Origin of the sequence: Mesorhizobium sp., from assembly GCF_004963255.1 — a bacterium.
Lineage (GTDB): Bacteria > Pseudomonadota > Alphaproteobacteria > Rhizobiales > Rhizobiaceae > Mesorhizobium.
Genome location: NZ_SUGA01000032.1, coordinates 24484 through 49443, shown reverse-complemented (window position 1 = coordinate 49443; position 24960 = coordinate 24484). Strand labels below are relative to the sequence as shown.

Sequence of the window (24960 nt, the reverse complement as noted above, 5' to 3'; positions counted from 1 at the left end):
CGCCAGTGTCCGCAGGGCTATCTTCCGGAGAAGAATGCGTCGAGCGTGGCTGCCGTTTCGATCGGCGAGGCCTCCGGGAAGAAATGACCGCCGGGCAAGGCGCCGCCGCTGACGTCGTCGGCCCAGTTTCGCCACAGCGCCTCAGGGCCGCCTTGCTCAAGGTACCATTCGGCCAGCGCCCCATGCTCGCTCCATAGCGCCAGCAGCGGGCAGGCGATGTGCCGGCCGGTCTCCCTGTCGGCATGGTCATGCTCGCGGTCGAGGGACGCCGCCGCGCGATATTCTTCGCAAATGCCATGGATGTGCGCCGGGTCGCGCAGCGCGTCGACATAGAGTTGCCGCACCCCGGGCGGGAACGCTTCGGGCGACGATCCCCAGCCGGAAAGCGCATTGTCGACGATGGCATCGGCGGCGGCCGCGAGCATCGTCTCCGGCAGCGGCTCGGGTTGCGCCAGCAACGACCACGGCCAATAGCCGAGGGCCAGTCTTGCGTCGGCGCGGTCCCACGCGTCGGCGGTGGGAATGATGTCGAGCACAGCGAGCCTCTCGACGCGATCCGGATGGTCGAGCGCCAGTCGGTAGGCGACACGCCCGCCGCGGTCGTGACCGGCGACCATGAAGCGCCTGAAACCCAATTTCTCCATCAGCGCCACCATGTCGGCGGCCATGGCGCGCTTGGCATAGGGTGCATGATCGGCGGCCGATGGCGGACAGGAGCTTCGCCCATAGCCGCGCAAATCGGCGCAGACGACAGTGAAATCCCGCGCCAGGATTGGCGCGACCTCGCGCCACATCGCATGCGTCTGCGGAAAGCCGTGCAGCAGAAGCAGGCCGGGGCCGGCGCCGGCGCGGCGGGCGAAGATCCTGGCCTCACCCGTATCGATCTCACGGCTGTCGAAATCGTCGAACATGCTTGCCTCCGGTATCTGGACCGGCGCCGGCCGCCTCAGGTCCAGGCCGAATCCAGCGTCAGCGACGCTTCGAAGATCTGGTCACGCTTTTCGTCGAGCACCTTGACCGTGATGGTCAGATGGCTGCCGCCCGGCATCTCGTCGCGGGCGACGTCATGCAGGATGCGCAGTGCCTCCATGCCGGCGCGCTCGCGGTTGGCGAAGAGCTGTCCCTCGGTATCTTCCTGGCTGTGCTCAGTGTTGTAAAGGTCGAAATAGAAGCGTTGCATCGGCACGTTGAGCCCCAATTTCGACGGTCAATTCACGGACGCGATCATGGTTCCAAACATCTGATCCAGAGGGAGAATCGGCCATGCGCCGGCCTTCGGCGCGGCACCGCTCGCAACCAGCGTCGGCTTGCGGCGTTAGCAGTGGCGAATGGAGGCAGCCGGATGCTGGAATCACTCTATCTCAATCTCGGCCAGCATGACGCTCTCTCGGACGAAGAGAAAGCGTTGCTCATATCGACCTTGTCGATCGAGAAATATTTCGGCGTGGGAGAGGATATCGTTGTCGAAGGAAGCAGGCCGACCTACAGCACCCTGATCATCGACGGGCTCGCCGCCCGCTACAAGGTTCTGGAGGACGGCGGCCGCCAGTTCACCTCGCTGCAGGTCGCGGGCGATTTCGTTGACCTGCATGCCTTCCTGCTCAAGACGATGGATCATGGCATCGTCGCGCTGTCGCCCTGTCATGTGGCGGCGGCCGAGCACAGCAAGCTCAAGACGATCACGGAGCAGGCGCCGCATCTCACGCGATTGCTCTGGCTGGACACGCTGGTCGATGGCGCCATCCATCGCGAATGGATCGTGGCCATGGGGCGCCGCTCCAAGCTATCCCATCTCGCGCATCTCATATGCGAGCTGTTCGTCAGGCTTCAGGTGGTGAAGAAGACACGTGATATGAGCTTCCACCTGCCGCTGTCGCAGGCCCAGCTCGCGGACGTGCTGGGCTTGTCCGTCGTCCATATGAACAGGGTGATCGGAACGCTGCGACGCATGAACGTCATCAACTGGACCAACCATATGATCACGATCCTTGACTGGGAGCGCCTGGTCACGATCGCCGAATTCGATCCGACCTATCTCAGCATGTCGCGCGAGCCGAGATAGACCAGCCGGGATGGAGCGGCCTCCTAGCTTGGCGGGACCTTGGAGCGTGACCACAACTCGTCCAGCATGGTGAGCGCGGCGCTCGGCGCGGCCTCCTTCAGCAGCCCCTGCTGCGCGGCGGCCTTCTTGAAGGCGGCGAAGGCGACGGCCGGCCGGCAGATGCCGGCGATCGCATCGTCCACCAGCCGCGCCGCCTTGAGATAGTCCGGCGCTTCCTTGTTCTTCCATGTCCCGGCGAGCGCCTTCTTGGCCTCGGCCACCGTGGTGACCACCATCGTGCCGCCGCTGACGAAGCGGATGGTGAGGGGGAGGAAACGGCTCATCGGGTCCTCACCATCCGAGCCATTCGCGGGTGCGCCAGGCCAGGCCGGCAAAGGGCGCCAGAGCGACCACTGCGGCGGCCAGGATGAGAAGAGGGCTGTTGATAGGCAAGGATTTCATGGTGCACCACAAGATTGGGGATGGGCCTAAACGAGGATGTCGCCGGTCGGTTGCATCCGGCCGGCCAGTCGGTACGACAAGCCTCGGGTCACATGTTGCTCGCGGGCCGGATCGGCGGCGCCGGCCGGTGCGGCGGCCGCGGACGCGGCCTCAGCGGCGCGTCGGCGAGCGAAGCGCGGATCACCCGCACGGGCGCTGGCGGCGTGGCTGCGCGCCGGCGCCGCAAGGCGGCCGACAGGCTGCCGATGAAAGTTCGAACGTCCATGGGACTCCTCCTCGAGAGTCCCCCCAATGACCGAGGGTTAGCACCCTGGATCGGTCAGCCGCATTTAACTTTGATGTATCCGCGGGCTTCTCGACGGGGCGACGAACCGGGCCAACCTTTTGCGCCGACATGCGTTGTCTCCCGAAAGGAGACCATTATGCCAACCAGCAGCCGAACGAAATCAGACGCAGCCCAGAGATCAGTCGCCAGGGAGAAATCAGTCACCGGGGAGAAACCTGACACCGCCAAGACCGCGCGCAGGCAGCGCAGCGTCCAGCGCCAGGTCGACGCCACCGATCGCAGCAAGCCGAAGCCGAAAGCCTCGGGCGCCATGCAGGCCGGCGCGCGCCGCTACCCGGTGCCGCCTTTCCCGAAGCAGCATCATCCCAAGCCCGGCGAGGAGTGGGCGATCGACCCGGCGCCGCTCTATGACGCGCCGTTCTGGCAAGGATCGGGCAAGCTCAAGGACAGGGTCGCGCTCATCACCGGCGGCGACTCCGGCATCGGCCGCGCGGTGGCCGTGCTGTTCGCGCGCGAAGGCGCCGATGTCGCCATCGTCTATCTCAGCGAGGACCGCGACGCCAAGGCGACGAAGCAGGCGGTCGAGGCCGAGGGCAGGCGCTGCATCACCCTGCGCGGCGACGTCGCCAAACGCGCCTTCTGCCGCAAGGCGGTGGCCGAGACGGTCAAGGCGTTTGGCAGGATCGACGTGCTCGTCAACAACGCGGCCTTCCAGGTTCACTCGGCCGATTTCGCCGATCTCACCGAAAAGCATTTCGACACCACGCTAAAGACCAATCTCTACGGCTATTTCCACATGGCGCAGGAAGCCGTGCCGCAGATGAAACCGGGCTCGGCGATCATCAACACCGGTTCGGTCACCGGCATCGAAGGCTCGAAGGAACTGGTCGACTACTCGATGACCAAGGGCGGCATCCATGCCTTCACCCGAGCGCTCTCCGGCAATCTCATCGCCAAGGGGATCCGCGTCAACGCGGTCGCGCCGGGTCCGGTCTGGACGCCGCTCAACCCGTCGGAAAAGCAGGCGGAGGATGTTTCGCAGTTCGGCGCCAAGACGCCGATGAAGCGGCCCGCCCAGCCGGAGGAGATCGCGCCGGCCTATGTGTTCCTGGCCTCGCCGCAATGCTCCAGCTACATCACCGGCGAGATCCTGCCGATCATCGGGGGCTACTGACCACCAGGAGGATCCCATGAAGAAAGCGCTTCTCATCGCGGCCATCGCGCTGATGCCGGTGCTGCCGGCGGCGGCGCAGACGGCCAAGCCGGATCAGCAGACGCAGAACTGCCAGGCCAAGCCGGACGCCAACGACCAGCAGCAGAAACAGAAGCAAGAGGCCGATACGGACGAGCTGTCGAAACAGCTCGGCAATTGCGGCGGCGTGCTGAAGCCGCCGCCGACCGGCGACAAGAACGCGACGACCCCGCCGCCGACCGGCAGCGAAATGCCGGTGATCAAGCCGGGCGAGGTGCCGCCGCAGACTGGGCAGTGAGGCCCGCCCTGACTGATAAGGATCAGTGCTTGCGCTTCTCGCTCTCGGCCGGCTTGAGCACCGGCGAGGCGTGCGCCTCGCGGATCATCTGCAGGGCCTCGTCGCGCGTGAGGCCGCATTTGCGGGCAAAATAGGTCGCCTCAAGGATTTCGGCGCGCGACGCTTCCGCGATGCCCGAATCAGCCTGTCTGTCTTTCTTCTTGGCCATCGGTTCACCGTGCCATGAATCACTTAGTCAACTAAATATATCGCGATTGCCCCTCATTGCAAAACTCCGGGTAAATGCCAGCAGGGGAGGCCGGCCCAGGCCATCGGTCAAACCGCGGTTGGCGAGCCTGCGGGCAAGTCCGGCAGTCGATCAAAATCGCTCGAACCGCTGCTCCACCTTGCGGGCGAACTTTTCCCGTTCCTCGTTGGAGATGCTTTCCACCGAGTATCTCGCCAGATAGAGGTGCTTCTCCGTGCGTCCGCACATGGATTTCAAGCCGCGCAAAAGCACCTTCCTGCCCGGGTCCTGCATGTAGAGCCTGGTGTACCACCATGGCGAGCCGAAGGTGGTGACGACGCCCATACGGCGGATGTTCAAAAGCGCCGGCTTGATCGTGCCGCCATCCGTCGGCAGGTCGAAGGCGACGCCCGGGCGCCACACGCGGTCGAAATATCCCTTGAGCACAGCAGGCATGCCCGACCACCAGGTCGGGAAGCAGAACACGCACGCCTCGGCCCATTGCAATGCGTCGATATAGACCCGCAGCTCCGCAGGTGCTGGCGATGGACCGGCGTGCCCCTTCAATTCCTCGACCTGCATGACGGGATCGAATTTCATCGCGTAGAGATCGAAATCGACGACCTCGTCGCCCCTGGCCTTGAGGGCCCCCAAAGACTCGCCTGTGCAGCGAGGCCATGTAGCTGTCCTGCGCCGGATGCGCGTAGACGACATTGACCTTCATCGCATGCCCCCACGCGGCCCTGATCAGGCTTCGAGGCTAGTCGAACACCGTAGGTTTGCCTAGGCTTCGACGCGAGAAGCGGAGGGCCGCGAGGTCAGGGCGGCGAGAGCTTCGCCAGAACCTCCAGGAGGCTCCACTCCGATGTGGGTTTCCCGACATTGGGTGCGTCCGCCAGTACGGCCCCGCCAAAGAGTTCCGGCTTGTCATAGGCGCTCGCCACCGCGAATGGCACACCACGGCTGCGCAAGGCCTCGGCTACCGGCGTGACGGGACGGTCGCCTAAATTCACGTCGAGCAAGGCGACCGTCGGCAGTTCGTCTTCCAGCAGGCGGAGCGCGTGTGCGACTCTGGCGACCGGTCCCAGCACCCGCCATCCCTGGCGCTCCAACATCACCTTAAGATCCATCGCGATGATGAATTCATCTTCGACGATCAGGATGGTCTTTTGCACCGGCCATCAATCTGGGCGAGCGGCCCTTTCGAGTGGGACGACAATCTCGGCTTCGAAACCTTCGGTTCGATAATTCTGTTCCACCTTGCCACCGAGATTGTAGGCGATGGCGAACTGAATGAGCTGGGTTCCGTATCCTGTGGAGGTGGGCTTGCGTACAGGCGGGCCGCCGCTCTCGCGCCACGAGAGCCGCAGCAAGGGGTGATCGCCTTGCTCGACCTCCCATCGAATTCGAACCGTCCCAGCCGGAGTTGACAAAGCGCCATATTTGACGGCGTTGGTTGCCAGTTCGTGCAGCATAAGACTGAGCGACATCATCTCCTTCGAGGCCAAGGTCACTGACGGGCCGGGCTCGATGATGATGGTCTCCGGAGCGGTTTGGAAGGGTTTCGTTGCGCGCGCCACCAGGGCTTCGAGACTGTCTTCACCATGATCGCTCAAGGCCAGATCATTGGCATCCGCAACGGCTTGCAGCCGGCCGAGGAACGCCGTGCGATACTCCTCTCCCGAAACGCCTTCCGCTTTGGTTTGGTTGGCTAGGGCCCGCACCAGCCCGAGCACGTTCTTCAGTCGGTGCCGCAATTCTCCAAAGACCGCTTCGAACTCCGCTTCCTTCCGGCTTCTCTCCGTAATGTCGACGATCGACAGCAACATGAGGTGGCTGACATTGTCCGCATTGAACACGGTGCGCGCTGTAAGAAGCATGACTTTCTTCCCGATGTCCGGGAAATCATGCTCCACTTTGTAGTCGATCACTGCCGAGCTTTTCGGGATCACTTCTCCCAGGAGATGCCGCAACTCCGGAATATTCCATTGACCATTGCCCAGCTCATACAGGTGTTGTCCGATCGTGTCGTAACGTCCGACCGCGAATGTTCTGAAGAAGGCGCGGTTGGCGCTCTGGACCGTCAGGGCCGAATCCAGCACCAGCATCGGATCCGGGACGGTATCGACAATGCCTTGAGCTTGCACGTGACCGGTTCGCAGAATCCGGTAGAGGTCTTCCAAATCCATTTCCGAATACCCGATAGCCCGACAATCTATAAGCCCGCCGCCGATCATACAACCGCGCTTCTCCAAAGCGAAGCTCGCGCGACGCAGCCTTATGGCATCGGCGCGGCCGCTTGCTTCAGCTGCGGCCTTCGGGTGTCCCGGAACCATAGCGCCGGCGTCGGGTTGTGTTTGGCGGGCCGCGTCAGCCGGACCTGGTGGCAAAGAGAACAGGGCTGGTTTCTCCGGCTTCTCGCCCTGGCCAACGAAAAGGCAGTCGAGCTCTTGTCTCACCCGGCCCGCTCAATGGAGGTCTTGTCAGCAATGGCAGGAAACATGCAGTCCGACAAAGCCGCCGCCGAACCGCGCCCGGTCCGTGTCCAAGACAGGTGAGGGGGCGATGCCGCGCTGGGTCGACGAAGGCTGGATAATACTGAAGGAAAGCGTCAGCGGCTACATCGATGACAATGCGCTGAGCCATGGCGCGGCGATGGCCTTCTACGCCACCACGTCGCTGGCGCCGATCCTGTTGATCGTCGTCGCGATCGCCGGTTTCGTCATCGGCAACGATGCCGCCCAGCTGGCGCTGTCGGCCGAGATATCGGGCGTGATGGGGCCACAGAGCGCCGACCTGCTGAAGGCCACGCTGGAGACCGCTTCGCATGGCTGGTCGAGCGCGCTTGCCACGCTGATCGGAGTGGTGACGCTCTTGGTCACGGCCTCCGGCGTCTTCGGCGAGATGCAGCAGTCGCTCAACGAAATCTGGAAGGTGAAGCCCAACGGGGCGTCGCTGTCGCGCCTTGTTAGGGCGAGGGCGGCGAGCCTCGGCCTCGTGGCTGCGCTCGGCTTCCTGCTCCTGGTCTCGCTCGCGGCCAGCACGGCGATCGCGGCGCTGGGCGAGATCATCAACCGGAGCCTACCCTTCGGAGAGCTGATCGTCAGCGCCATCAACACGATCGTTTCCTTCGCGCTGATCGCGTTGCTCTTTGCCGCGATCTACAAGGTCCTGCCCGACCGGGAGCTCAAATGGCGCGATGTGGGCGTCGGCGCGCTGGTCACCGCGCTCCTCTTCACCGTCGGGAAGTCGCTCATCGGCTGGTACATCGGCACCAGCGCCATCGCCACCTCCTATGGCGCGGCCGGAGCCCTGATGGTGGTGCTGGTCTGGGTCTACTATTCGGCGCAGATATTCCTCTTCGGCGCCGAGATCACGCGCGCCTATTCGGTGCGCCGCGGCAGCCGTTCGGACCTCGCGCCCGTGGTGGCCGCCGATCCGCCAGCGGCCGCCACCGCCCCGCCGCCGGCCCGCGGCGCCTCCGGCATCGAAGTTGCCGTATGGATTGTCATCGCCTGCCTGATCACCGCGCTGATGTCGAAAACTGGCACCAGGCAATAGGCCGAACGTTGCGACGGAAGTGCGTAAGATCAAAGAGATAGCGTGTTTAGCCGATGAACCGGTGAAAACGCTCTCAGCCTTATTGGAGGCGAGCTTACCGCTCCTCCTCGCGCTTCTCGATTTGGTAGGATAGCCAGCGGCAGAACATGCCGGCGATCGAGGTCGCGGCGCCACCGAGCACGCAGGCAACCAGCAACGGGCTTTGCGATGCGCTCGACCAGCTCACGATGGCGAGCAATATCACGCTGACCGTCGAGATCAGATAACCTATGCCCTTCAGCAGGTGGAGCGACGCTTTTGTCATCGCCATAGTTTCCGCCCCATGGCAACTCCCGGCCGACGCTGAAGTTCCATGGCGCGGGCTCGGGAAGGCAGGCACGCAGGCTGCCTCCCGGACCATGTCGCAGATTGCTCTAAACTCAGGCTGCTTCCGCCGCGACGTTGACCGCAGACTCGGCGAGCTTGGTGAGCGCGACGTCCGTTTCCTTCTCTTCGTTCAGCGTCTTGTCGAGCAAGGTGACGGCCTCGGTCAGGCCGAGTTCCTGCGCCCAGGTCCTGAGCGTGCCGTAGCGCGAAATCTCATAGTGCTCGACGGCCTGCGCCGCGGCCAGCAGGCCTGCGTCGAGTGAGGGCGAGCCTTTGTACTCTTCCATGATCTCGGCGCCTTCCTCGGTGATGCCCATGATCGCCTGGCAGGTCTTGCCCACCGGCTTCTTGTCGATCACCTCGAATACTTCCTCGAGACGCGCGACATGTTCTTGGGTCTGGTCGCGGTGCTTTTCGAAGGCGGCCCTCAGCGCGTCGTCCTGCGCTGCCTTGGCCATCTTGGGCAGCGTCGTCAGAATCTTCTTCTCGGCGAAATAGATGTCCTTCAGCGTGTCGTGGAAAAGTTCGTTGAGGCCCTTGTTCGAGGCCGCTTTCGTTGTCGGCATGTCTGCATCTCCTGAGTGGGGTGGATAACCAACCCCAACACAGTTTTTTCGAACTTGTTCCCAACAGAATTTTCCAGTGAAAGCGCCCAGGAAACTCTCATTTGTTGTTGACCGCCGCCCGAACAAACGAGCCGACCGAAGCCGGCAGACCGACCGTCCTCGGGGCGGCAATTCACGCTGCTGCATTCTTTGTTTCCGCCTGGAACTTTTTGCCTGCACAAGCGCTGTTGAAAAGCAGTTGTTTCCAATGAACGCAGGGAGAAGAAAAATGCATACCAAGATTCTTTGCATGAGCGCACTCGCGCTTTCGCTCGCGACCAGCGCGGCGATGGCCAGCAGCGCCAAAGGCACGTCGGCCTTGGATGACCCGCAAAAAATGTCGCCTTTCTTCACCGATGCGGGGATGAAGACGATGAGATCCGGCGATGAGTTCAAGAAGGCATGGCTGGCCATGACCGAGGAAGACCGCGCCTCGATCAAGAAGGATTGCGGCGACGAGACCATCGCCAAGCAGCATGACAATTTCTGCAAGATGACCAAGGAACTCGGCGGCGCAAACTGAGGCGGGTCGACAGACGAGGAACGGCGGCTCTTTCGGCCGCCGTTTTTGTTGTTCGCGGCGCCGGGCAACACGGCTCACCGGCTGCCGATTTACAGGCTGGACCTATCCATCATGCTGACCACGAGCTGCCGGCTCTCGACAAAGAGTTCGTGTAATTGCTCGAGGTTTTCGAGGTGACGGTGGGCCAATGCCGCGCCGTCGCCATCAGGGCGCATGTCGTTGACCTTTGCCCGCTGTAGCACTGCAAGTTCGGCGATCCTGAGGATGTTCTGGTCCACCATGTCCAGCCGTTCGGACAGTTTCGCGAATTTGTCCTCTTCAGCAATCAGCAATCTTTGAACCGTCGCTCTGGTGCCCTCGTCCGTCTCCGTTTGAAGGCGGTCCACGAAGTGCTTGATGTTCTCTCTGGCGATAAAGCGGTCCATCAGGCTCGGCCTCCGAGCTTTGGAATCATATCCCCGTGGCAGAGAGGAGTCGAGGCGCGCCATGACAACCAGGCCCCTCGGGAAATTGATGAAGATCAAAGCCGGCGCGATCGCAGGCGTACAATACTATGTTGGCGATCCTTACCCTCGCGTTGGAACCAGATGGTTAGCCCCGAAACCGAGCTTCAAATGCTCAATCGTCATATCCGCACGGGAGCGCGTCATATCTCTCGCCAGCGAGAGATCATCGATCGCCTCATCGAGCTGGGCGCTCCAGCCGAGCAGGCGTTGGAGCTGCTTGATCTGTTCGAAGTCACGCAGGCGCTGCACGTTGCCCACCGGGAGCGGCTTCTGAATTAAGTGCCGCCCGCCAGCGTCACCGGATGCCGAGGAATCCAAGGATGGCAAGGACGATGACGATTGCTCCTACGAGCCAGATGATGTTGTTCATGTCTTCTCTCTCAATTCTTGATGAGGCGCTGCCTGTGCAGCTTTCGCCTTCGACCAACGGGAGCAAGTGGCTTCCGTTCCCGGTGTGGGCCCACGGTCCCGCGCGGTCCGGACCGAAGTCTTAACGGCGCCTCTCCTGATTGCCCGAACTTGGCCACTCAGCGGTTGTCATCTCCTTTGTGATTTCGACCGTTCCTTCGCCCCAGCCTTTCAAGCAGGGCTCGAAGGCGCTCGGGAAGCTGACGGTCAACCCGGAAAGTGGCCACGCGCGCAAGTGCCGTCTCAAAAACTCGCTGGAAAACTGCTGTCTCAGCAACTTGGCGAGAGCTTCGTTGTGACGTCGATCCTGGGCCATTTTCACGCAGTCCTGATCACTGCGAAACCGCAAGCGCCTGGACTTGTTCCGCTGCGCAATCGTGATTTGTCATCGCCGCTGGCGGTAGCCCGTGAGCGGGCTGTAGCGCGCTAGGCTCAGTTAAACTCAGCCAGCGTCCCTTCCTGCCGGAACATAAAAGCCGCTCGCCGGTTTGGTCCGCGGCGGCATCCCCGAAGCCCGCCGCCATCGGGGTTCCAATCCTCCCGATAGAAGCCCGCCCGCTCCCCTCCGGGCGGGCTTCTCCATTTTGACAGATTGGTTTCAACACAGGAGAGACCGTCATGGCAGGCAAGACAACGCACGACCAGCAGCAACGCATCATCGAGGAGCGCGTCAACACCAGGAACGCCGGCAAGGATTTCAACGCCAGGGAAGAGCTGAAGCGGCCGAGCCAGGAGCGGGCCGCCCGCGCGAAGGGCAGCGCCTTGAAGCCCGGAGAGCGCGATCTGATCGATCCCGACAACAGGCAGATGCTGCGCGGCGAGAATCAGGAGTCTTCGCACCGCAAACGACGCGGCGACTGATGGCTGTCGGCCAGAAAAGCGCAGCGGGTTGGGGAAGGGGCGTTAGCGCGGCTCGCGGGTCATCGAGAGATAGGTCGGGTCGAACTCGGCGATCTGCTGCAGCTTCCGCCAGTCGAGGATCGTAACCGTATGGTTCGCCCAGGCGATCACGCCGCTGTTGCGCAACGCGCTGATGACGCGGTTCATATGCACCACCGACAGGCCGAGCACATCGGCGAGCTCGGCTTGCGAAACGGGCAAATGGAAGCTCATGCCGCTGGTCCGTTTCACCACCTCGAGCCTGACGAACAGCTCGCAGAACAGATGCGCCAGATGCGAGACCTTCGAGCGCCGTCCCATGGCGACGATCCACTCGCGATGGATGGCGCCGTCGATCAGCGTGTCAAGCCACAGAAGCCGCGTCAGGTGCGGCGCCCGCTCGGTGATGCTGCGCAGCTTGGAATGGTCGGCCAGGATGACGCGGCAGGGTGACAGCGCGATGACGCCGTGGTCCATGGTCTTCAGCAGGAAGGCGTAGAGATCGACGAAATCGCCTGGAACCTGCAGCGAGGAGAACTGTCGGCCGCCATCGGCAAGCACCTTGTAGCGGGCCGCGAGGCCGTCCAGGATAAGCGTGCTGTAGACCGGCCGCGATCCCGAAGCGACGATATCCTGCCCCGCGGTGAAGCTGCGCTCGCCGGCCATCAAATCGCCGAGCAGGGATTTTTCCTCGTCCGAGAGGCTGTCGTGCTGGCCGAGGTTCAGGAAAAGCGATTCAAGCATTCATGTCTTCCATGAGCAGGCCGAGCGGCCCGGTCACAGGGGATGTCACAAGTGATTCAAAAACAGGCGCGTTTGACGAGGTATGGGGTTGTTGAACAGAGCGCGCTAACATTTGATAGATCGGCGCTTTTTCCCCGCGAAATGCCGGAAAGCATGACCGGTCCGATGGCCTGGAGCCGATCGCGCCATGTCGCTGTTCGCGCCTGCAGGCAACAGCGACATGGTTTGGCCGCACTCGAAGCAGTCGTGCGGCCGGAGCATTTCACCGTTTCACGAGAACGGTGAAATCTTCCAATCCCGTTGGTTTAACCAATTCCGGGCGGAAAGCCGCCCAGATGTACCTGCAATTGCTCTAGGGATTAGGGGTTTCGTCGGAGGGCTGTGCCGAGACAATAGGCAGTCCTGGGCGCACCAGACGCTCGGTGCGGCGCAGCAAGTCTCGGGAGCGCTCGATCGCGTCTTTGCTGCTTTGGATCAGTTGATCCTGGAAGGTTTCGCGTGCCCGCGGCGGCGGGGTTCTGGTTTGGCGCATAGCGCTCTCCCGTATTCAGACGGGAGCGCGTTCGTCGTCTCTCAGCCGCTAATGGTGTCCAGTGGGGGGGGTACCAGCGATCTGAGCTATCTAGGGCTCATTCGATCTCCGTCAAGTCGCCTATCATCGGCAATGCCAGACGTGGCTGGTTCCGAGCCGCTGCCGATTGCCGGGCGAGGGTCCTGGATTGCTCCACATACGCCCGGGCCAGCTGCCGCAAGCGGCTGTTTTCGGCGCGCAGGGCCTTTGCCTGTTCGATGACCAGAGAATTTGCGTCGAAAATATCCATGGCCACAACAAATGCGGACCGCGAATGAAGGTTCCAGCGCGAGTACGGACAAGCCGAATTTCAGTCCCGGTCTCCGCATGGGAAGATGCGCCGGACGCCAACACCAAAAGGGCGCTGCCGCCCGGCAGCGCCCTTTGCTTGGGGCCGTCGGTTGTCACCAGCCTTGGCGGCTGTACCAGTCGTCGATGTCGCGGCGCACGCGATCCTTCTCGATGCCGTAGCGTTCCTGGATCTTGCCTTCGAGCTGGTCGCGTTTGTCCGCGATGCGGTCGAGGTCGTCGTCGGTGAGCTTGCCCCACTGTTCCTTGACCTTGCCCTTCACCTGCTTCCAATTGCCTTCGACGCGGTTCCAATCCATTTGCCGGACCTCCTGTTGGACACGCAGGGCTAACGGCAGCGCGGTCGCGAGGTTCCTGCGGACAAGTCTTTTTCTCCGGGCGGGAACATTCGCGCAGCGCCGCTGTTCTGCAAGGCAGGATGGCGCGCAGCCCCGCTCCCCCCGCGAAAGGCGCGCCACCTAACGGGCCCAGACCCAAGCAAGCCCGCCTCGGCCGTCCCTCGCCGGGGCGGGCTCTATTGTGACGAGATTGGAACAAACATGCTTCACGAGGCAGCAAAGATAGCCGAGCAGGCTCATCGCGACCAGAAGGACAAGACCGGCCGGCCCTATATCGAACATCTGAGGCGCGTTGCCGATGCCGTCGAGACGCTGGACGAAAAGACCGTCGCCTATCTGCACGACATTGTCGAGAAAGGCGACGGCTGGACCCTGGAGAGGCTGCAGGGCGCAGGGTTCGGCCAGTCGGTGGTGGCCGCGGTCGATGCGCTGACGCGGCGCATGGACGAGAGCGAGGAGGGCTTCCTTTGCCGCGCCGCCTCGAACGAGCTGGCATTGGCCGTGAAGATAGCCGATCTGCGCGACAATCTCTGGCAGGCGCACCAGGCGGGCGCAGCGCCTGAGAAATACGAAACCGGCCTTGCCATCCTCGACCATCTGGATTCCAGGGGCTGAATCCGGACTTAATCCCGGGGTGGGGAAGCGATCAACTTGGCCTCGCGGACAAGAGAACTCCAGTCCAGGCCGATAAGGCGGACGAGATCGCGCGCCTGTGCCTCCCTGATTCCCGTCTCCTGCATCAATCGCTTCACCACGTCGGGAGAGGGTGGATTGTTGTCCCTTTCGGCCATTGCTACCCCGAATCCGCGCTCTTGCATGCAGAGAGCAACGCTCTGTCGGATCGACCGTTCCGGGGGGAACTGCTTTGGTTTGGACGGACCGCGGTTTGAAGTATTCTGCCAGGAGGCCTTGTCGCTGAGGAAATTAAGAGCTATATAGAGCAAATCGATCTTGCTGAAAGAACGTTGTTTTCGCGCAAAATGCGCCCCTGCGATCTTCCCTCTCAATTTCGAAGAATTCGTCGCTTGGCGGTTGCCGAGCGCGTATAATTTTGCGTCGATTTGTAAGGAGATCGCAATGACTACTGGAACGGTGAAGTTTTTCAATTCCACCAAGGGTTTCGGCTTTATCGAGCAGGGCGGCGGCCAGCCGGACGTGTTCGTTCACATCTCGGCCGTGGAGCGCGCAGGGCTGCGTTCCCTCGTCGAAGGCCAAAAGGTCAGCTTCGATGTCGTGAAGGATGCCCGCAGCGGCAAAAGCGCGGCCGAGAATCTGCAAGCCGCCTGATCACAGCGCCTCGGGGTCCTTGACCACGGATGTACTGGCATCGGCCGCAGAGGCGCGTTGGAGAAGGTCGGGCTTTGCCCGGCCTTTTTTGATTAAGGAGAAGACAATGAAGTCGCTACCGGATACCGGCCTGTTCAAGCCGGTCCCATCCCGCACGGAAGCCAAGACCGACACGACCTCTCGTGTCTCTCGGCAGATTCAGGACCTGGAAGCAAAGGAGAGGGCGGCCAAGACCGAGCGGTTGCGCGCCGCCAGACTGGCGCAGGAAGCCGAAGCGCCAGTGGTACTGCCAAAGAAAACCGCTGCGAAGCGCCCGAAGAAGGGCTAGTTCCTCAACGCAGGTGACGTTGAAACATTGCAGGCTTCAAGGGCAAGGCTATCGACGTCCGATGGGTAGTCAGCGCAAACGTCGGCGATGAGCTGGAGGCTTCTGAACCTCGTCATTCCAGGGCGGAGCAAGGAGCGCGGCGACGCGCGCAGACCTGGAGGGGCGCGGTCGATTGGGGTCGTTCAGACGCGACGCGCCTAGCACCGTTTCATATGCAGCACGTCGATGCTGATCTCGCCGCCGAGCGTGCGCCCATCCAGCATCTTTTCGAGGTCGTTGCGATTGTCGGGCGCAAGGACCTCCGGCAGGTCGAGCGCAGTAAGGGCCTCGTCGTCGAACTCGATCGGCGCCCCGTAGAGCTGTGATATCTCCATCACGAGGCTCTCTATGTCCTCTCGGGCGATGTTCTCGGCCAGATGATTCAACCTGATCTCTTCGGAAAGCCGGATGATGTTGACGATTCCCTTGGTCCGCAGAGCCCGCTGGACCTTGTGGTGGGCGTCATCGCGCAAGCGGATGGAAAATCTTTGGAACATGGATGCCTCCTCCCTGGAGGTTATCCCTCAATTTCAACCCTGCGCCCGACGGTCACGGATTGCAAGCAAAAAATCCAGAAAGCGACAAGAAAATCAACAAGTTAGCATAGAACAACAAATGTGGTTTCGGCGCATCGTTGGTATCGTTAGTTTGTGCCGTCTTTCACAGCTTCGCCATTCTTGACGTCCTATGCGACAAATCCTACTTCTACTCACAATGAGGCACTTACTCATTCGTAGCATTTTTGTCTGTCAGGGAGGCAGGCATGGCTGAGCTGGAACGGCCGCAAAGATTGCAGATCATGCTGACCGACGAGGAGTTGGCCGCGCTGGAGAACTGGCGTTTCGAAAAGCGCATGCCGAGCCGTTCGGCCGCGGTCCGCGAACTTTTGCGTCGAGGATTGTTGTCGGATGGGTTCCTCACCGCGCATGCGGGGGTGAAGTCTCAGGATTTCGGCGTGATATCCTCGGACAGGACAGCGGGCGACGGCTCCGGCGACTCCAAGCCGTAAGCGGATGCGATCCAGCGGATATGTTGCCTTGATTGCGGACGGCCCTATTTGATGCGCATGACCAGTCCAGGGGGGTTTTTTCGTCCGAACGCCAATGCCGATGCTCGCCTCGCGGCGATCGTCGACTCCTCCTATGACGCCATCATCGGCAAGGATCTCAACAGCGTCATCACCGATTGGAACCACGCGGCCGAGCGCATGTTCGGCTACAGCGCCGAGGAGGTGATAGGCCAGTCGATTCTGATCTTGATCCCCGAGCATATGCACAGCGAGGAAACCGAGATCATCGGCCGTATCCGCCGGGGCGAGGGCGTGGGCAGCCTTGAGACGACGCGCAAGCGCAAGGACGGCTCGTTGATCGCCGTGTCGATCACCGTCTCTCCCATCAGGAACAGCGCGGGCGAGATCGTCGGCGCCTCACAGATCGCCCGCGATATCACGTCCGCCAAGGAAAGCGAGCGCCGCATCCGGCTGCTGATGCGCGAGGTCAACCACCGCGTGAAGAACCAGTTCGCGGTGATCCTGTCGATGGTCAGGGAAACCAGCAAGCGCTCGACCGATCCGGCTGAGTTCGAGCAGATGATCCGCGCGCGCATCATGGCGCTGTCACGCTCGCACGATCTTCTGGTGACCTCGGAATGGGCCGGCGCCAGCCTGTTCGACCTGGTCCAGGAGCATCTGAAGCCCTTCGGCCATGAGGAACGCATCTCTCTGTCCGGGCCGCTGCTGACGCTGCAGTCGAATGCGGTGCAGAATCTCGGCATGGCCTTCCATGAGCTCGGCACCAACTCCTCCAAATATGGCGCCCTTGCCTTCGACGGGGGCCATGTGGAAATCACCTGGAGGGTCGAGACGGGTCCGGACGCGCGGCGGCGGTTTCATCTTCTGTGGCAGGAGACGTCCAGCGCGGCAGGAATTGGGGTCGCTGACAGGAATGGCAAGGAGAAGGGGGGCGCCGAACGAAAAGGGTTCGGCACGGTGGTGCTGCAGCGGGTGGCCCCGCAATCGCTGAGCGGTTCTTCCAGTCTCGAACGCTCGGCCGGCAGTTTGAAATGGGCGCTCGACGCGCCGCTCGAGGCAATCATCGTTCCGCAGCTCGGCGCCGAGACCGACAGCGACATCGCCGTTTGAGCGTCTATTCGCGGTGGCCGGCGCCGATGTGATTTGCACCTTGCCGTCTGGCGGATGAGATCGGCCCGGGCGAGCCGCGGCCGCTCAGGCCCTCCTTGCAGCGCCGCAAAAGCGTAATTACATCAATGGTGAGCGTGCAATGTCCACGCGGATACAGTTGCTTTGGTCAAGCTCCAAGGAGGTTGTCATGGCAATGATTGAAACAAGAAAGAGCCTGGACTGGATTACTCTGGTCCTCGCGATCTGCCTCTTCATCTCACCCTGGGTTATCGGATTCACCGCGGCGATGGTGCCCGCGTGGAACGCCTGGATCGTCGGCGTTCTGCTCGGCGCGCTGGCGCTGGCGACGCTTTCGGTGTTCGCCGAGTGGGAAGAATGGGTCAGCGCGGTCCTCGGGCTCTGGCTGATCGTGTCGCCCTGGCTTCTGGGCTTTGCGGCTGACACGAATGTCATGACTACGCATGTCGTCCTCGGCGTGCTGGTGGTCGTGGCATCGGCTTGGGCCGTCTGGGACTTCCGTCATCCTCACGCGCATGCGTGAGCGGTGATCGGTCGGGAGCCCGCCGCGCGAGCGGCGAGCTCCTCGAATTTTGATCTTCTCGGACATGGCGCAAGGCGGCGGTGTTGCGGCTTCACGCAATTGCTGCAACCGGAAACCTTTTCGTGCATTCTTGGGAATGGTCTCGATGCTCCACCCCGATGCCCCCGCGAAATGCTGCTCCTATTGCGGCGGCCGTGACCATGATTTCGAGGAATGCCCGAAGCGCAAGGCCGACGCCGAGAAGGAAGAGGCGGCGCGGGTAGCCGGCTCCAAGCCTCCGCTCGCCAGCGGGGCGCTATGGCGGCAGCCCCCGCCCCAATGTAAGTGACCGGCGCCCGTTGCCTGTTGGGGTGGATTTCCCGGCGCCGGCCCGGCGAATCGAAGTTCGCCGCACCATCAAAGTGAGCTGTCTGAGCGGGCCCAGCGACCGCAAATTCTGACAGTGCACAGGCTTATTTTAGCGTTGCTGCATCTTTTTTAAGTGACGTTCAGGCCCGCTGGCCAGATCGGCGGGCGGTCTTTGGTGAAGGGTTATCGGTCGCCATCGACGATCGCCGAAACTTATTAGCAAGCCGGCTCTCAAATTTTAATGCGGCTGCTATCGCTTCGTCTCACAATGGCACATGTCGAATTACAGGTTCGAGGTCATCCGAAACGGGCAGTGCCTGGGTGATGCCTGGGTCGATCTCGGCAGTTTGAGCGAGATGCGACGAGAAGCGCTCAAGGCTCTGCACGACATCGCCGTTGACGAAATGGCTTCAAGCGACTTGGATGAAACGGTGACCGTGTCCGTCCATGATGAAGTCGGCAGGCCTGTCTATTCTGCTACGCTCAGCGTCTCCCAGACGCTGCCAGCGATCCACCACGTCGGTCGCTAGCCAGCGTCGGGTTGCTTATTTTAGTTGGGACTAACAAAAGTTATCGCCAAGCCTCGCACAACCCGGTCATTGTTCGAGCTCTCCGCTGCCCTGAAGCGGAGGATGGGAGGAGCCAGCCTTTAGCTGGCGGGCAAAAGGCAGGCCACTTGGCCCGTTGCGCGGACCGCAGGCTGCTGCGACGGGCCAAGGTCGTCTGACCCAATAAAGGCGGTCCATGTCGCCTGCTTATTGGCCTTTCTGACCTACGCATAGCCCTGACTTTTTCTGGGATGATCGAGGACCGGGCGTTGAACCGGTCTATGATTGCGACGGGGGTGCGCGGGTGGCGGATATCATCTCAATCAGGATAGGTGCGCGGCCCGCCGGTCGGCTGCCGACGGGACGCTTGCGGCTTTGCGCTTTCATGGCGATCGCGGGCGTAAGCCTCGCGCCGGCCATCGCGGGGCAGCCTGCGCCCTGATCTTCATTGAGATGAACCGCCACCGCCGTACCCCCGTCGCGACTATAGACAGGTTCGAGCCCGTTCTCGACCATCCCAGAAAAAGTCAGGGCTCGGCGCCCCTCCATGCTCGCCGCGCTCAGGCCATTCGGTGTGCTCGCCTCATCCCCTCAGCGCACGCGCCGCCGCCTCGGCAAAGGAGATGTCGCCCTTGATCTCGCGCATCGCCATCGAGGTCACCGTGCGGCGCACGCCGGGCAGGCGGCTGAGCTCCTCGCGCAGCATGCGGTCGAGCGCCATCATATCGACGGTGACGATCTGCAGCAGATAGTCAGCTTCACCCGTGGTGGCGTAGCAGCGGCGGATCAGCGGATGCGTCTTCACCGCCGCCTCGAAGGCGTCCGACACCTCGAAGTCGATCGACACCTGTATGAAGGCCTCGATGCCGAAGCCGATCCTGGCCGGGTCGATGCGGGTCGAATATCCACGGATGACGCCTGCCTCTTCCAGCGCCTTCACGCGCTTCCAGCACGGCGTCTTGCTCAAGCCGACCTCCTCTGCCAGCTCGCCGAAGGAGATCCGCGCATCGCGCTCGAGCGCGGCGACTATTCTGCGGTCCAGGGCATCCAGCACGGTTCGTTCTCCATTGAGGCGCGAAGAAGCGCTAATCGTCCTTCATTTCAAGCTATTTAGATAACAGAAAGGAACAATGTTCAAGCCGGGAGCGCTATCCTTGTGGCGCGGTCATGCCCCGAGGAGGATGAGCCATGGACAAGACGGACTATCACGCCCGCATCGAGGCGCCCGAGATGCGCGACTACGGCGTCTATCTGAAATGCGACCAGCTGCTCGCCTGCCAGAAGCCGCTTGCCGAGATGGTCAACGCCGACGAATTGCAGTTCCAGATCGTGCACCAGGTCGAGGAGCTGTGGATGAAGCTCATCGCCTACACGCTGGTCGATGTGCTCGACTACCTGGAGCAACAGGATACCCACCGCGTCGTCACGCTGATGGGCCGCGTGCACCGGCTGATGCGTATGATGACGGCGCAGCTCGATCTCCTGGAGACCATGTCGCCCAAGGAGTACCAGCAGATCCGCCTGCAGCTCGGCAATGGCAGCGGCCAGGAATCGCCGGGTTTCAAATTCCTGCTGCGCCTGCCGCCGGACCTTTGGCGGGCCTTCAAGCATGCCTATCTCGATGGCCGCGGGCTGACCGTGGCGGATATCTATGACGAGCATTACGACCATGGCGACGCCTATGTCGTGGCCGAGGCGCTGATCGAGTTCGACGAGCTGTTCCAGAAATTCCGCGCCAACCACCTCTACCTGATTCACCGCTCGATCGGCCTGGGCTCGAAGTCGCTGAAGGGCAGGCCGGTGGAGATGCTGGAAGGCGGCGCCCGCCATCGCTTCTTCCCCGAGCTGTGGGACATACGCTGCGACATGACTGACCGCTGGGGCGCCGAATACGGCACCGTGCGGGACTCGATCAGCCATCCGCGGCACCATTCTCCTTCTCCCCTTGTGGGAGAAGGTGGCCGCGAAGCGGCCGGATGAGGGGTGCTCCAGGGACAGCCAGCGTCTCACTCCGCTGGAACACCCCTCATCCGTCTCGGCGCTGACGCGCCGATCCACCTTCTCCCACAAGGGGAGAAGGAGAGGCGCCGCGTCTCCGTTTCCAACAATTTTCCACCCCCCTGTCGGAATCCTCTTCCTTCGTCCGTCCTTGGGGCATCAACAGACAACCCGGAGGGACACTCGTGGAAACCCAATCGACCTGGCAGACCGCCGCCATTCTCATCGCTCGCCTGATCTTCGCCGCCATGTTCGCGATGGGCGTGGCCTTCAAGCTGATGGATATGGGCGCCACCGCCGGCTACATCGCCGCCGCCGGGTTCCCGTTCCCGCTGTTCCTCGCTTGGTGCGCCGCGCTCCTGGAGACGCTGCTGGTGATCGCCTTCCTGACCGGCGCTTATCTGACGCCGCTGGCGCTGATCGGCGCGGTCTATGTCGTTTTCCTTGGCTTTGCATTCCACGGCCCGTCGCACTGGGTCGGAAACCAGGCCGAGTTCGGCGCCTTCATGTCGCATTTCCCCTTCGCCGCCGGCCTGCTCTACGCCGCCGCCCACGGCCCGGGCAGCGTGCTGGCCCTGCGCCAAGGCTGGCCGGGCAGGGCGTAACCTTTCCTTCTCCCCGTTCTACGGGGAGAAGGTGCCCCGAAAGGGGCGGATGAGGGGCGGCGCAGGCATCTCCAGGCAAGGCGCCTTTCCGCAACCTCACATCTGGTCGTTATACGGCTCCTTCATCTGCCCGACCATGCGCGCCAGCTTCGAGAAGGACGGCATCTCCGCTTCGGGCTGGCACTGGTTGGCGAGCTCGAGCAGCCGGATCGGGAAATTGATGGCGTCGCGGTTCGAGGCCGAGATCGCCTCCGAGCGCTCCTCGCCGGTCTCACCGGCCTCGGCCTTGCGCAGCGCGATGTCGATTTCCTCGACGGTGAGCACACCTTTCTTGACCAGCACGTGGTTGATCGCTGCGACGGCCATCAGCAGGCCTTCGAGTTGGAGATTGGCGACGTTCATGGCGTTCCTCTCATTGGCCTCGCCACAAGAACGCATGAGCGGCGTTTCCGATCCGGCGGGAAAGCCTGCGCCGCCTACGCCTCCATCAGCCGCTCGCCATACTCGCTCCAGAGCTGCCTGATCTCGCGGTTGCCCAGCGGCGGCGTCTGGCGGTCGCCGTAGAAGATGGCGACGGCGCTGAGGTCGTACTGGCCATCGGCCTGAGCGATGAAGCGAATTGCCTCGCCGAGTGGTCTCGAATGAAAGATCGGATCGGCCTGGCCTCTGCCAAGGCTGCGAACGCCCGAAATGTTTGCAGGCACATGCCGCATCCGAAAGACGGATGCCATGGCAGGTCTGTCCATGCCGCTCTCCGCGATTCCCCGAGGGATGATCCCATAAGCTTCCGCTAATGACCAGCCCGGGACAACCGGCCACAGCAAAAGGATGGGGACGACACAACCTTGAAATGAAAAAGCCCGGCATCCAAAAGAGAAGGCCGGGCGCGCCGGCCCGGCCTTCTTCTCCGCGCGGCCGCATCAAGGCAGCCTTCGCTTACTACCGTTGATCGGCCCGGCTGCTCCAGCCGGACCGGAAATGCCTATCTGCGCCAGCGATGCAGCCAGTCCGGCTCGGGGTCCGAGGTCCGGCTGATCGCCATGCCGGCCAGCAGCCCGATAAGGCCGCCGATCAGCATGGCCGTCGAGAAAGTGCCCGGATTCTGCTGCACGGTTTCCGAAACGCTCTGCGCCTGGCTGCGCAACTGGCTTGCCGCGCGCGACGCGCGGCCGGAGGCGCCGCTGTAGAGGTTCGACGCGCGGTCGGCCGCACCGCTATAAAGGTTCGATGCACGGTCGGCCGCGCTCTGGTACCAGCCCTGCGCGGCCTCGGACGCTTCCTCGGCCTGCTCGGAAAGCGCGCGGTTCAGGCGGTTCACCTCGCGCTTCAACTCCGCGATCTGCTTCTTCATGGCCGCCTCGGATGCCCTGGCGTTGCCGCGCGATGCGGCGCCACTGCGCGACGCGCCGCTGCTGCGCGAAGCGGCGTTACGGGGACGCGCTTCGCTGGCTGGGCTAGTGCTCGAGGTGCCGGCGCCGTTTGCGGCGCCACCGCTGCTGCTTTCATTGTCTGCCATGGGTTTCTCCTTTGTGCCCCTTGCAACGGTCGGAAGGCCGCATGGTTCCGACCGGCCTTGCCGAGCCGGTCAGGCCGGCTCCAAGATAAAGGCCGTGGAGTTGCTCCACGGCCTCAGCGAGAGCAAGTTGCACGCCTACTTGCCGCAATTATTATCGTTGACGTTCGGCTGCGCCGTCGTGGCGGCGGTGTTGTTGGCATCGGCCTGCGCGCCCTGCGGGCTGTTCGGGCAGTTCTTGTCGGCGTTGGAATTCATATCGCCGCCGGTGACGCTGCCGGTCGTGCCGGTGTCGGGCGCCATCTGGTCAGGCGGCGGGGCGGCCGGCGTCCTCGGTTCGACGGTGATGCTTTGGCCGCTGCCGGCCGAATTATCGGGCGAGTTCGCGGTCTGGGCCATCGCCGCCGTGGCGAGGCCGATTGTCAGGGCCGAAGCCGCGAGAATCTTCGTAAGCATGATTCTTCTCCTCTGTTTCGAGACGGTTCGTCTGTTGCAGGGTCTGTCGCGTCTGCGACTGAGGGTGGAACCCGTCGGACCACGGTTGGTTCCGACAAAAACTCGCGCGGCTTTTGCCTGCGGTTCAATCCCTGGCTGTGGCGCATCGGGTTTTTTGTCAGCAGGTCTGGGACAAAGGCTGGCCTCAGGAGGATAGGAAAATATGCCTGCAACCTCTTGCCTGGTGAGGGCAGCTATGCTACTATTTTGTCCATGGTGCTGATTTGCGCCAACGACCCGCCGCGAGGCGGGTTTTGTTTTTTGGCCATCCATTTCTTTCGAGCGCTGGCGCGATGGAGCGCGGCCTCACCATTCTGCCCCGAGGCTCCATGCCACGCTATGCCACCATCATCACCGCCGATGACGGCGCCGAGATCGTCAGCGCCATCGGCGCGTTCGAAGGCGCGGACCCGCCACGCCGCACTGGGCGCGTCGAGCAGGTTCCGCCCGGCGTGCGCATCGGCATGGTGCGCGGCGGACCGGTCGACGCGGTCGCCGGTTTCGGCTTCCCGCGCTGGGGCCTCGATGCCTCGGTGGTCCGTGCCGCGACAGCGAAGCTGAAGGCGATTGCCGCGCCGGCCGTCGATGGCGAGCCTCCGAGGCGCGCCAGGCCGCGCAAGAAGCCGGCGCGCAAGCCGCGCAAGGCAAGACAAGCGAAAGCGACACCGTCCGATGCCCAGGCCTGACGCCGACAAGGCCGCGAGCCGCAAGCCCGCCGGCGCGAAGCGAGCGAGGTCCGCACCGGTTCAAGCCGCCGCCTGCCGCAAACGACCGCGAAAGACGCTCGTCGATGACTTCGCCGCCGCCCTTCGCGCCGATTTCAGCGCTCATGGCGCCGGCGTCATCGCGGCGGTCAGGGCCGAAAAGCCCGACCAGTATCTCAAGGTCGTGCTGACGCTGCTGCCCAAGGATTTTGCGGCCAGCTCGGAAAGTTTCGATGCCGATAAAACCACTCTCGAGCAACTGAGCGATGAGGAGATCCGAAGCCGCATCCGTGGTCTCGAGGCGAGCCTTCGGCCGCTCCTCGACGGCGATGCAGACCTATCTGGCGCTGCTCGAGGAATTGGACCGAAGGCGGCGCCGTAATCTTCTCGCCGCCTACGCGCCATACGAAAGGCAGGCCGCCTTTCACACGGCGGGCGCGACCCACCGCGAGCGCCTGTTCATGGCCGGCAACCAGCTCGGCAAGACCAGGGCAGGGGGCGCGGAATGGGCCATGCACCTCACCGGCCGCTATCCCGACTGGTGGGCGGGCAAGGTGTTCGATCAGCCCGTCAGGCTCTGGGCCGCCGGCGTCACCGGCGAAGGCACGCGCGACAATCCGCAGCGCGTGCTGGTCGGCCCGCCGCAGCAGCAGGACGAATGGGGCACCGGCATGATCCCGGCCAATGCCATCGCCGGCACGGTGATGGGCCGCGGTACGCCCGGAGCGTTGGACAGCGTCATCGTGCGCTGGGGCGGCGGTGGCGACGTCCAGGCCGGTGAAAGCGTGCTCTCCTTCAAGAGCTACGAAAAGGGCCGCGAGAAATGGCAGGGCGAGACGCTGCACGGCGTGTGGTTCGACGAGGAGCCGCCGCTGGACATTTATTCCGAGGGGCTGACCCGCACCAATGCCACCGACGGCATAACCATCGTGACCTTCACGCCGCTGCTCGGCATGAGCGATGTGGTGCTGAGGTTTTTGTCGGCTGAAGCGGTTCAGAACTTGGGTTCTTCGCCCCCGCAAGGTGGGGTGGTCGCGCAGCGGCCGGAGAGGGGGATGTCCTAGAGCGACAAGCTTAACGAGCAGCTTTCCGCTCTTGC

General features: G+C 62.8%; 39 protein-coding genes. 18 read left to right on the top strand and 21 right to left on the bottom strand.

Features of this window, described 5'->3' with window-relative positions; translation table 11 throughout:
• Window positions 1-17 precede the first annotated feature (17 nt).
• Both E5X34_RS25585 and E5X34_RS25580 read right to left on the bottom strand, forming a co-directional pair.
• Window positions 18-911, bottom strand: a complete 894-nt coding sequence (locus tag E5X34_RS25585; protein ID WP_292570559.1) for an alpha/beta hydrolase — start codon at window positions 909-911, stop codon at window positions 18-20.
• A 35-nt stretch (window positions 912-946) separates the two neighbouring features.
• On the bottom strand, window positions 947-1180 hold the full coding sequence (locus E5X34_RS25580; protein WP_292570611.1) for a hypothetical protein: 234 nt from the start codon (window positions 1178-1180) through the stop codon (window positions 947-949).
• A 162-nt stretch (window positions 1181-1342) separates the two neighbouring features.
• Between E5X34_RS25580 and E5X34_RS25575 the strand changes: the two genes are divergently transcribed.
• Window positions 1343-2062 carry a Crp/Fnr family transcriptional regulator gene (locus E5X34_RS25575; protein WP_292570556.1) on the top strand — a complete coding sequence of 240 codons (720 nt, stop codon included), beginning with the start codon at window positions 1343-1345 and terminating at the stop codon, window positions 2060-2062.
• 23 nt (window positions 2063-2085) lie between these two features.
• Here the strand turns inward: E5X34_RS25575 and E5X34_RS25570 are convergent, their stop codons facing one another.
• The gene (locus E5X34_RS25570; RefSeq protein ID WP_292570553.1) at window positions 2086-2385 is read right to left on the bottom strand and encodes a DUF982 domain-containing protein; all 300 of its coding nucleotides are present in this window, start codon (window positions 2383-2385) and stop codon (window positions 2086-2088) included.
• Between the two features lie 206 nt (window positions 2386-2591).
• Entirely contained in the window at window positions 2592-2768 is a 177-nt protein-coding gene (locus E5X34_RS25565) for a hypothetical protein (RefSeq protein ID WP_292570550.1), read from the bottom strand.
• Between the two features lie 157 nt (window positions 2769-2925).
• Here E5X34_RS25565 and E5X34_RS25560 point away from each other — a divergent pair, with 157 nt between their 5' ends.
• Together E5X34_RS25560 and E5X34_RS25555 are read left to right on the top strand one after the other, a co-directional pair.
• Window positions 2926-3963, top strand: coding sequence for an SDR family oxidoreductase (locus tag E5X34_RS25560; protein WP_292570547.1), 1038 nt, complete (start codon window positions 2926-2928; stop codon window positions 3961-3963).
• Between the two features lie 16 nt (window positions 3964-3979).
• Window positions 3980-4279, top strand: coding sequence for a hypothetical protein (locus E5X34_RS25555; RefSeq protein ID WP_292570545.1), 300 nt, complete (start codon window positions 3980-3982; stop codon window positions 4277-4279).
• A 22-nt stretch (window positions 4280-4301) separates the two neighbouring features.
• On the opposite strand, the gene E5X34_RS25550 is transcribed toward E5X34_RS25555, so the two are convergent.
• From E5X34_RS25550 to E5X34_RS25535, 4 genes are all read right to left on the bottom strand, one after another.
• Window positions 4302-4487, bottom strand: coding sequence for a hypothetical protein (locus tag E5X34_RS25550; RefSeq protein WP_292570543.1), 186 nt, complete (start codon window positions 4485-4487; stop codon window positions 4302-4304).
• A 150-nt stretch (window positions 4488-4637) separates the two neighbouring features.
• Window positions 4638-5159 carry an NAD(P)H-dependent oxidoreductase gene (locus E5X34_RS25545; protein WP_292570540.1) on the bottom strand — a complete coding sequence of 174 codons (522 nt, stop codon included), beginning with the start codon at window positions 5157-5159 and terminating at the stop codon, window positions 4638-4640.
• A gap of 164 nt (window positions 5160-5323) precedes the next feature.
• Entirely contained in the window at window positions 5324-5680 is a 357-nt protein-coding gene (locus E5X34_RS25540; RefSeq protein ID WP_292570538.1) for a response regulator, read from the bottom strand.
• Between the two features lie 6 nt (window positions 5681-5686).
• On the bottom strand, window positions 5687-6964 hold the full coding sequence (locus E5X34_RS25535) for an HWE histidine kinase domain-containing protein (RefSeq protein ID WP_292570535.1): 1278 nt from the start codon (window positions 6962-6964) through the stop codon (window positions 5687-5689).
• Window positions 6965-7070: 106 nt separating this feature from the next.
• On the opposite strand from E5X34_RS25535, the gene E5X34_RS25530 reads away from it, so the two are divergent.
• Entirely contained in the window at window positions 7071-8066 is a 996-nt protein-coding gene (locus tag E5X34_RS25530; RefSeq protein WP_292570533.1) for a YihY/virulence factor BrkB family protein, read from the top strand.
• A gap of 94 nt (window positions 8067-8160) precedes the next feature.
• Here the strand turns inward: E5X34_RS25530 and E5X34_RS25525 are convergent, their stop codons facing one another.
• Complete coding sequence (locus E5X34_RS25525; RefSeq protein ID WP_292570530.1) at window positions 8161-8370, bottom strand: hypothetical protein; 210 nt, start codon at window positions 8368-8370, stop codon at window positions 8161-8163.
• 115 nt (window positions 8371-8485) lie between these two features.
• Window positions 8486-8998 (bottom strand): ferritin-like domain-containing protein, encoded by a 513-nt coding sequence (locus tag E5X34_RS25520; protein ID WP_292570527.1) that lies wholly within the window; start codon window positions 8996-8998, stop codon window positions 8486-8488.
• Between the two features lie 76 nt (window positions 8999-9074).
• On the opposite strand from E5X34_RS25520, the gene E5X34_RS32915 reads away from it, so the two are divergent.
• The gene (locus tag E5X34_RS32915; protein ID WP_366664907.1) at window positions 9075-9560 is read left to right on the top strand and encodes a hypothetical protein; all 486 of its coding nucleotides are present in this window, start codon (window positions 9075-9077) and stop codon (window positions 9558-9560) included.
• Between the two features lie 89 nt (window positions 9561-9649).
• Here E5X34_RS32915 and E5X34_RS25510 read toward each other — a convergent pair whose 3' ends face one another.
• Complete coding sequence (locus E5X34_RS25510) at window positions 9650-9985, bottom strand: hypothetical protein (RefSeq protein WP_292570524.1); 336 nt, start codon at window positions 9983-9985, stop codon at window positions 9650-9652.
• Between the two features lie 141 nt (window positions 9986-10126).
• On the bottom strand, window positions 10127-10324 hold the full coding sequence (locus E5X34_RS25505) for a hypothetical protein (protein WP_292570521.1): 198 nt from the start codon (window positions 10322-10324) through the stop codon (window positions 10127-10129).
• A gap of 768 nt (window positions 10325-11092) precedes the next feature.
• Here E5X34_RS25505 and E5X34_RS25500 point away from each other — a divergent pair.
• Window positions 11093-11335: a hypothetical protein gene (locus E5X34_RS25500; protein ID WP_292570518.1), complete on the top strand. Its 243-nt coding sequence runs from the start codon at window positions 11093-11095 to the stop codon at window positions 11333-11335.
• Window positions 11336-11377: 42 nt separating this feature from the next.
• Here E5X34_RS25500 and E5X34_RS25495 read toward each other — a convergent pair whose 3' ends face one another.
• The 3 genes from E5X34_RS25495 to E5X34_RS25485 form a co-directional block, all read right to left on the bottom strand.
• A complete protein-coding gene (locus E5X34_RS25495) occupies window positions 11378-12097 on the bottom strand; it encodes a Crp/Fnr family transcriptional regulator (RefSeq protein WP_292570515.1) in 720 nt (239 codons plus the stop codon).
• A 629-nt stretch (window positions 12098-12726) separates the two neighbouring features.
• On the bottom strand, window positions 12727-12918 hold the full coding sequence (locus E5X34_RS25490) for a hypothetical protein (protein ID WP_292570512.1): 192 nt from the start codon (window positions 12916-12918) through the stop codon (window positions 12727-12729).
• Window positions 12919-13072: 154 nt separating this feature from the next.
• Complete coding sequence (locus tag E5X34_RS25485; protein ID WP_292570509.1) at window positions 13073-13276, bottom strand: CsbD family protein; 204 nt, start codon at window positions 13274-13276, stop codon at window positions 13073-13075.
• Between the two features lie 240 nt (window positions 13277-13516).
• On the opposite strand from E5X34_RS25485, the gene E5X34_RS25480 reads away from it, so the two are divergent.
• The 3 genes from E5X34_RS25480 (at window position 13517) to E5X34_RS25470 (ending at window position 14930) form a co-directional block, all read left to right on the top strand.
• The gene (locus E5X34_RS25480) at window positions 13517-13930 is read left to right on the top strand and encodes an HD domain-containing protein (protein ID WP_292570506.1); all 414 of its coding nucleotides are present in this window, start codon (window positions 13517-13519) and stop codon (window positions 13928-13930) included.
• Between the two features lie 462 nt (window positions 13931-14392).
• Window positions 14393-14602 (top strand): cold-shock protein, encoded by a 210-nt coding sequence (locus E5X34_RS25475; RefSeq protein ID WP_042640010.1) that lies wholly within the window; start codon window positions 14393-14395, stop codon window positions 14600-14602.
• 106 nt (window positions 14603-14708) lie between these two features.
• Window positions 14709-14930, top strand: coding sequence for a hypothetical protein (locus E5X34_RS25470; protein ID WP_292570503.1), 222 nt, complete (start codon window positions 14709-14711; stop codon window positions 14928-14930).
• 197 nt (window positions 14931-15127) lie between these two features.
• On the opposite strand, the gene E5X34_RS25465 is transcribed toward E5X34_RS25470, so the two are convergent.
• Window positions 15128-15466, bottom strand: coding sequence for a hypothetical protein (locus E5X34_RS25465; RefSeq protein ID WP_292570500.1), 339 nt, complete (start codon window positions 15464-15466; stop codon window positions 15128-15130).
• A 266-nt stretch (window positions 15467-15732) separates the two neighbouring features.
• Here E5X34_RS25465 and E5X34_RS25460 point away from each other — a divergent pair, with 266 nt between their 5' ends.
• From E5X34_RS25460 to E5X34_RS25445, 4 genes are all read left to right on the top strand, one after another.
• Window positions 15733-15978 (top strand): hypothetical protein, encoded by a 246-nt coding sequence (locus tag E5X34_RS25460; protein ID WP_292570497.1) that lies wholly within the window; start codon window positions 15733-15735, stop codon window positions 15976-15978.
• Window positions 15979-16029: 51 nt separating this feature from the next.
• The gene (locus E5X34_RS25455; RefSeq protein ID WP_292570494.1) at window positions 16030-17109 is read left to right on the top strand and encodes a sensor histidine kinase; all 1080 of its coding nucleotides are present in this window, start codon (window positions 16030-16032) and stop codon (window positions 17107-17109) included.
• A gap of 187 nt (window positions 17110-17296) precedes the next feature.
• Window positions 17297-17650: an SPW repeat protein gene (locus E5X34_RS25450; RefSeq protein WP_292570491.1), complete on the top strand. Its 354-nt coding sequence runs from the start codon at window positions 17297-17299 to the stop codon at window positions 17648-17650.
• A gap of 623 nt (window positions 17651-18273) precedes the next feature.
• Window positions 18274-18528: a hypothetical protein gene (locus E5X34_RS25445; RefSeq protein ID WP_127253456.1), complete on the top strand. Its 255-nt coding sequence runs from the start codon at window positions 18274-18276 to the stop codon at window positions 18526-18528.
• Between the two features lie 601 nt (window positions 18529-19129).
• Here E5X34_RS25445 and E5X34_RS25440 read toward each other — a convergent pair.
• Window positions 19130-19600 (bottom strand): Lrp/AsnC family transcriptional regulator, encoded by a 471-nt coding sequence (locus E5X34_RS25440; protein WP_127302749.1) that lies wholly within the window; start codon window positions 19598-19600, stop codon window positions 19130-19132.
• Between the two features lie 134 nt (window positions 19601-19734).
• On the opposite strand from E5X34_RS25440, the gene E5X34_RS25435 reads away from it, so the two are divergent.
• Together E5X34_RS25435 and E5X34_RS25430 are read left to right on the top strand one after the other, a co-directional pair.
• Window positions 19735-20526 carry a tryptophan 2,3-dioxygenase family protein gene (locus tag E5X34_RS25435; RefSeq protein ID WP_292570489.1) on the top strand — a complete coding sequence of 264 codons (792 nt, stop codon included), beginning with the start codon at window positions 19735-19737 and terminating at the stop codon, window positions 20524-20526.
• A 203-nt stretch (window positions 20527-20729) separates the two neighbouring features.
• Complete coding sequence (locus E5X34_RS25430; RefSeq protein ID WP_292570487.1) at window positions 20730-21149, top strand: DoxX family protein; 420 nt, start codon at window positions 20730-20732, stop codon at window positions 21147-21149.
• Between the two features lie 96 nt (window positions 21150-21245).
• Here E5X34_RS25430 and E5X34_RS25425 read toward each other — a convergent pair whose 3' ends face one another.
• The 4 genes from E5X34_RS25425 to E5X34_RS25410 all read right to left on the bottom strand — a co-directional run bounded on the left by E5X34_RS25425 (window position 21246) and on the right by E5X34_RS25410 (window position 23118).
• A complete protein-coding gene (locus E5X34_RS25425) occupies window positions 21246-21551 on the bottom strand; it encodes a hypothetical protein (protein WP_292570484.1) in 306 nt (101 codons plus the stop codon).
• Between the two features lie 74 nt (window positions 21552-21625).
• Window positions 21626-21895 (bottom strand): hypothetical protein, encoded by a 270-nt coding sequence (locus tag E5X34_RS25420; RefSeq protein ID WP_292570482.1) that lies wholly within the window; start codon window positions 21893-21895, stop codon window positions 21626-21628.
• A 236-nt stretch (window positions 21896-22131) separates the two neighbouring features.
• Window positions 22132-22665 carry a hypothetical protein gene (locus E5X34_RS25415; protein WP_292570480.1) on the bottom strand — a complete coding sequence of 178 codons (534 nt, stop codon included), beginning with the start codon at window positions 22663-22665 and terminating at the stop codon, window positions 22132-22134.
• Window positions 22666-22800: 135 nt separating this feature from the next.
• The gene (locus tag E5X34_RS25410) at window positions 22801-23118 is read right to left on the bottom strand and encodes a hypothetical protein (protein WP_292570478.1); all 318 of its coding nucleotides are present in this window, start codon (window positions 23116-23118) and stop codon (window positions 22801-22803) included.
• A 368-nt stretch (window positions 23119-23486) separates the two neighbouring features.
• Here E5X34_RS25410 and E5X34_RS25405 point away from each other — a divergent pair, with 368 nt between their 5' ends.
• Genes E5X34_RS25405 through E5X34_RS25395 form a run of 3 tightly spaced genes read left to right on the top strand, consistent with a single transcriptional unit; the run spans window position 23487 to window position 24925 of the window.
• A complete protein-coding gene (locus E5X34_RS25405; protein WP_292570475.1) occupies window positions 23487-23843 on the top strand; it encodes a hypothetical protein in 357 nt (118 codons plus the stop codon).
• A complete protein-coding gene (locus E5X34_RS25400) occupies window positions 23830-24243 on the top strand; it encodes a hypothetical protein (protein ID WP_292570473.1) in 414 nt (137 codons plus the stop codon). Before E5X34_RS25405 ends, E5X34_RS25400 begins: the two co-directional genes overlap by 14 nt.
• Entirely contained in the window at window positions 24152-24925 is a 774-nt protein-coding gene (locus tag E5X34_RS25395; RefSeq protein ID WP_292570470.1) for a terminase family protein, read from the top strand. The genes E5X34_RS25400 and E5X34_RS25395 overlap by 92 nt, the downstream gene beginning before the upstream one ends.
• The last annotated feature ends 35 nt before the right edge of the window (window positions 24926-24960 follow it).

Coding starts and splice junctions, on each gene's coding strand:
- E5X34_RS25585 (WP_292570559.1), bottom strand. CDS start 911: ATGTTCGACGATTTCGACAGCCGTGAGATCGATACGGGTGAGGCCAGG.
- E5X34_RS25580 (WP_292570611.1), bottom strand. CDS start 1,180: ATGCAACGCTTCTATTTCGACCTTTACAACACTGAGCACAGCCAGGAA.
- E5X34_RS25575 (WP_292570556.1), top strand. CDS start 1,343: ATGCTGGAATCACTCTATCTCAATCTCGGCCAGCATGACGCTCTCTCG.
- E5X34_RS25570 (WP_292570553.1), bottom strand. CDS start 2,385: ATGAGCCGTTTCCTCCCCCTCACCATCCGCTTCGTCAGCGGCGGCACG.
- E5X34_RS25565 (WP_292570550.1), bottom strand. CDS start 2,768: ATGGACGTTCGAACTTTCATCGGCAGCCTGTCGGCCGCCTTGCGGCGC.
- E5X34_RS25560 (WP_292570547.1), top strand. CDS start 2,926: ATGCCAACCAGCAGCCGAACGAAATCAGACGCAGCCCAGAGATCAGTC.
- E5X34_RS25555 (WP_292570545.1), top strand. CDS start 3,980: ATGAAGAAAGCGCTTCTCATCGCGGCCATCGCGCTGATGCCGGTGCTG.
- E5X34_RS25550 (WP_292570543.1), bottom strand. CDS start 4,487: ATGGCCAAGAAGAAAGACAGACAGGCTGATTCGGGCATCGCGGAAGCG.
- E5X34_RS25530 (WP_292570533.1), top strand. CDS start 7,071: ATGCCGCGCTGGGTCGACGAAGGCTGGATAATACTGAAGGAAAGCGTC.
- E5X34_RS25525 (WP_292570530.1), bottom strand. CDS start 8,370: ATGACAAAAGCGTCGCTCCACCTGCTGAAGGGCATAGGTTATCTGATC.
- E5X34_RS25520 (WP_292570527.1), bottom strand. CDS start 8,998: ATGCCGACAACGAAAGCGGCCTCGAACAAGGGCCTCAACGAACTTTTC.
- E5X34_RS25510 (WP_292570524.1), bottom strand. CDS start 9,985: ATGGACCGCTTTATCGCCAGAGAGAACATCAAGCACTTCGTGGACCGC.
- E5X34_RS25500 (WP_292570518.1), top strand. CDS start 11,093: ATGGCAGGCAAGACAACGCACGACCAGCAGCAACGCATCATCGAGGAG.
- E5X34_RS25495 (WP_292570515.1), bottom strand. CDS start 12,097: ATGCTTGAATCGCTTTTCCTGAACCTCGGCCAGCACGACAGCCTCTCG.
- E5X34_RS25490 (WP_292570512.1), bottom strand. CDS start 12,918: ATGGATATTTTCGACGCAAATTCTCTGGTCATCGAACAGGCAAAGGCC.
- E5X34_RS25485 (WP_292570509.1), bottom strand. CDS start 13,276: ATGGATTGGAACCGCGTCGAAGGCAATTGGAAGCAGGTGAAGGGCAAG.
- E5X34_RS25480 (WP_292570506.1), top strand. CDS start 13,517: ATGCTTCACGAGGCAGCAAAGATAGCCGAGCAGGCTCATCGCGACCAG.
- E5X34_RS25475 (WP_042640010.1), top strand. CDS start 14,393: ATGACTACTGGAACGGTGAAGTTTTTCAATTCCACCAAGGGTTTCGGC.
- E5X34_RS25470 (WP_292570503.1), top strand. CDS start 14,709: ATGAAGTCGCTACCGGATACCGGCCTGTTCAAGCCGGTCCCATCCCGC.
- E5X34_RS25465 (WP_292570500.1), bottom strand. CDS start 15,466: ATGTTCCAAAGATTTTCCATCCGCTTGCGCGATGACGCCCACCACAAG.
- E5X34_RS25460 (WP_292570497.1), top strand. CDS start 15,733: ATGGCTGAGCTGGAACGGCCGCAAAGATTGCAGATCATGCTGACCGAC.
- E5X34_RS25455 (WP_292570494.1), top strand. CDS start 16,030: ATGCGCATGACCAGTCCAGGGGGGTTTTTTCGTCCGAACGCCAATGCC.
- E5X34_RS25450 (WP_292570491.1), top strand. CDS start 17,297: ATGGCAATGATTGAAACAAGAAAGAGCCTGGACTGGATTACTCTGGTC.
- E5X34_RS25445 (WP_127253456.1), top strand. CDS start 18,274: ATGTCGAATTACAGGTTCGAGGTCATCCGAAACGGGCAGTGCCTGGGT.
- E5X34_RS25435 (WP_292570489.1), top strand. CDS start 19,735: ATGGACAAGACGGACTATCACGCCCGCATCGAGGCGCCCGAGATGCGC.
- E5X34_RS25425 (WP_292570484.1), bottom strand. CDS start 21,551: ATGAACGTCGCCAATCTCCAACTCGAAGGCCTGCTGATGGCCGTCGCA.
- E5X34_RS25420 (WP_292570482.1), bottom strand. CDS start 21,895: ATGGACAGACCTGCCATGGCATCCGTCTTTCGGATGCGGCATGTGCCT.
- E5X34_RS25415 (WP_292570480.1), bottom strand. CDS start 22,665: ATGGCAGACAATGAAAGCAGCAGCGGTGGCGCCGCAAACGGCGCCGGC.
- E5X34_RS25410 (WP_292570478.1), bottom strand. CDS start 23,118: ATGCTTACGAAGATTCTCGCGGCTTCGGCCCTGACAATCGGCCTCGCC.
- E5X34_RS25405 (WP_292570475.1), top strand. CDS start 23,487: ATGCCACGCTATGCCACCATCATCACCGCCGATGACGGCGCCGAGATC.
- E5X34_RS25400 (WP_292570473.1), top strand. CDS start 23,830: ATGCCCAGGCCTGACGCCGACAAGGCCGCGAGCCGCAAGCCCGCCGGC.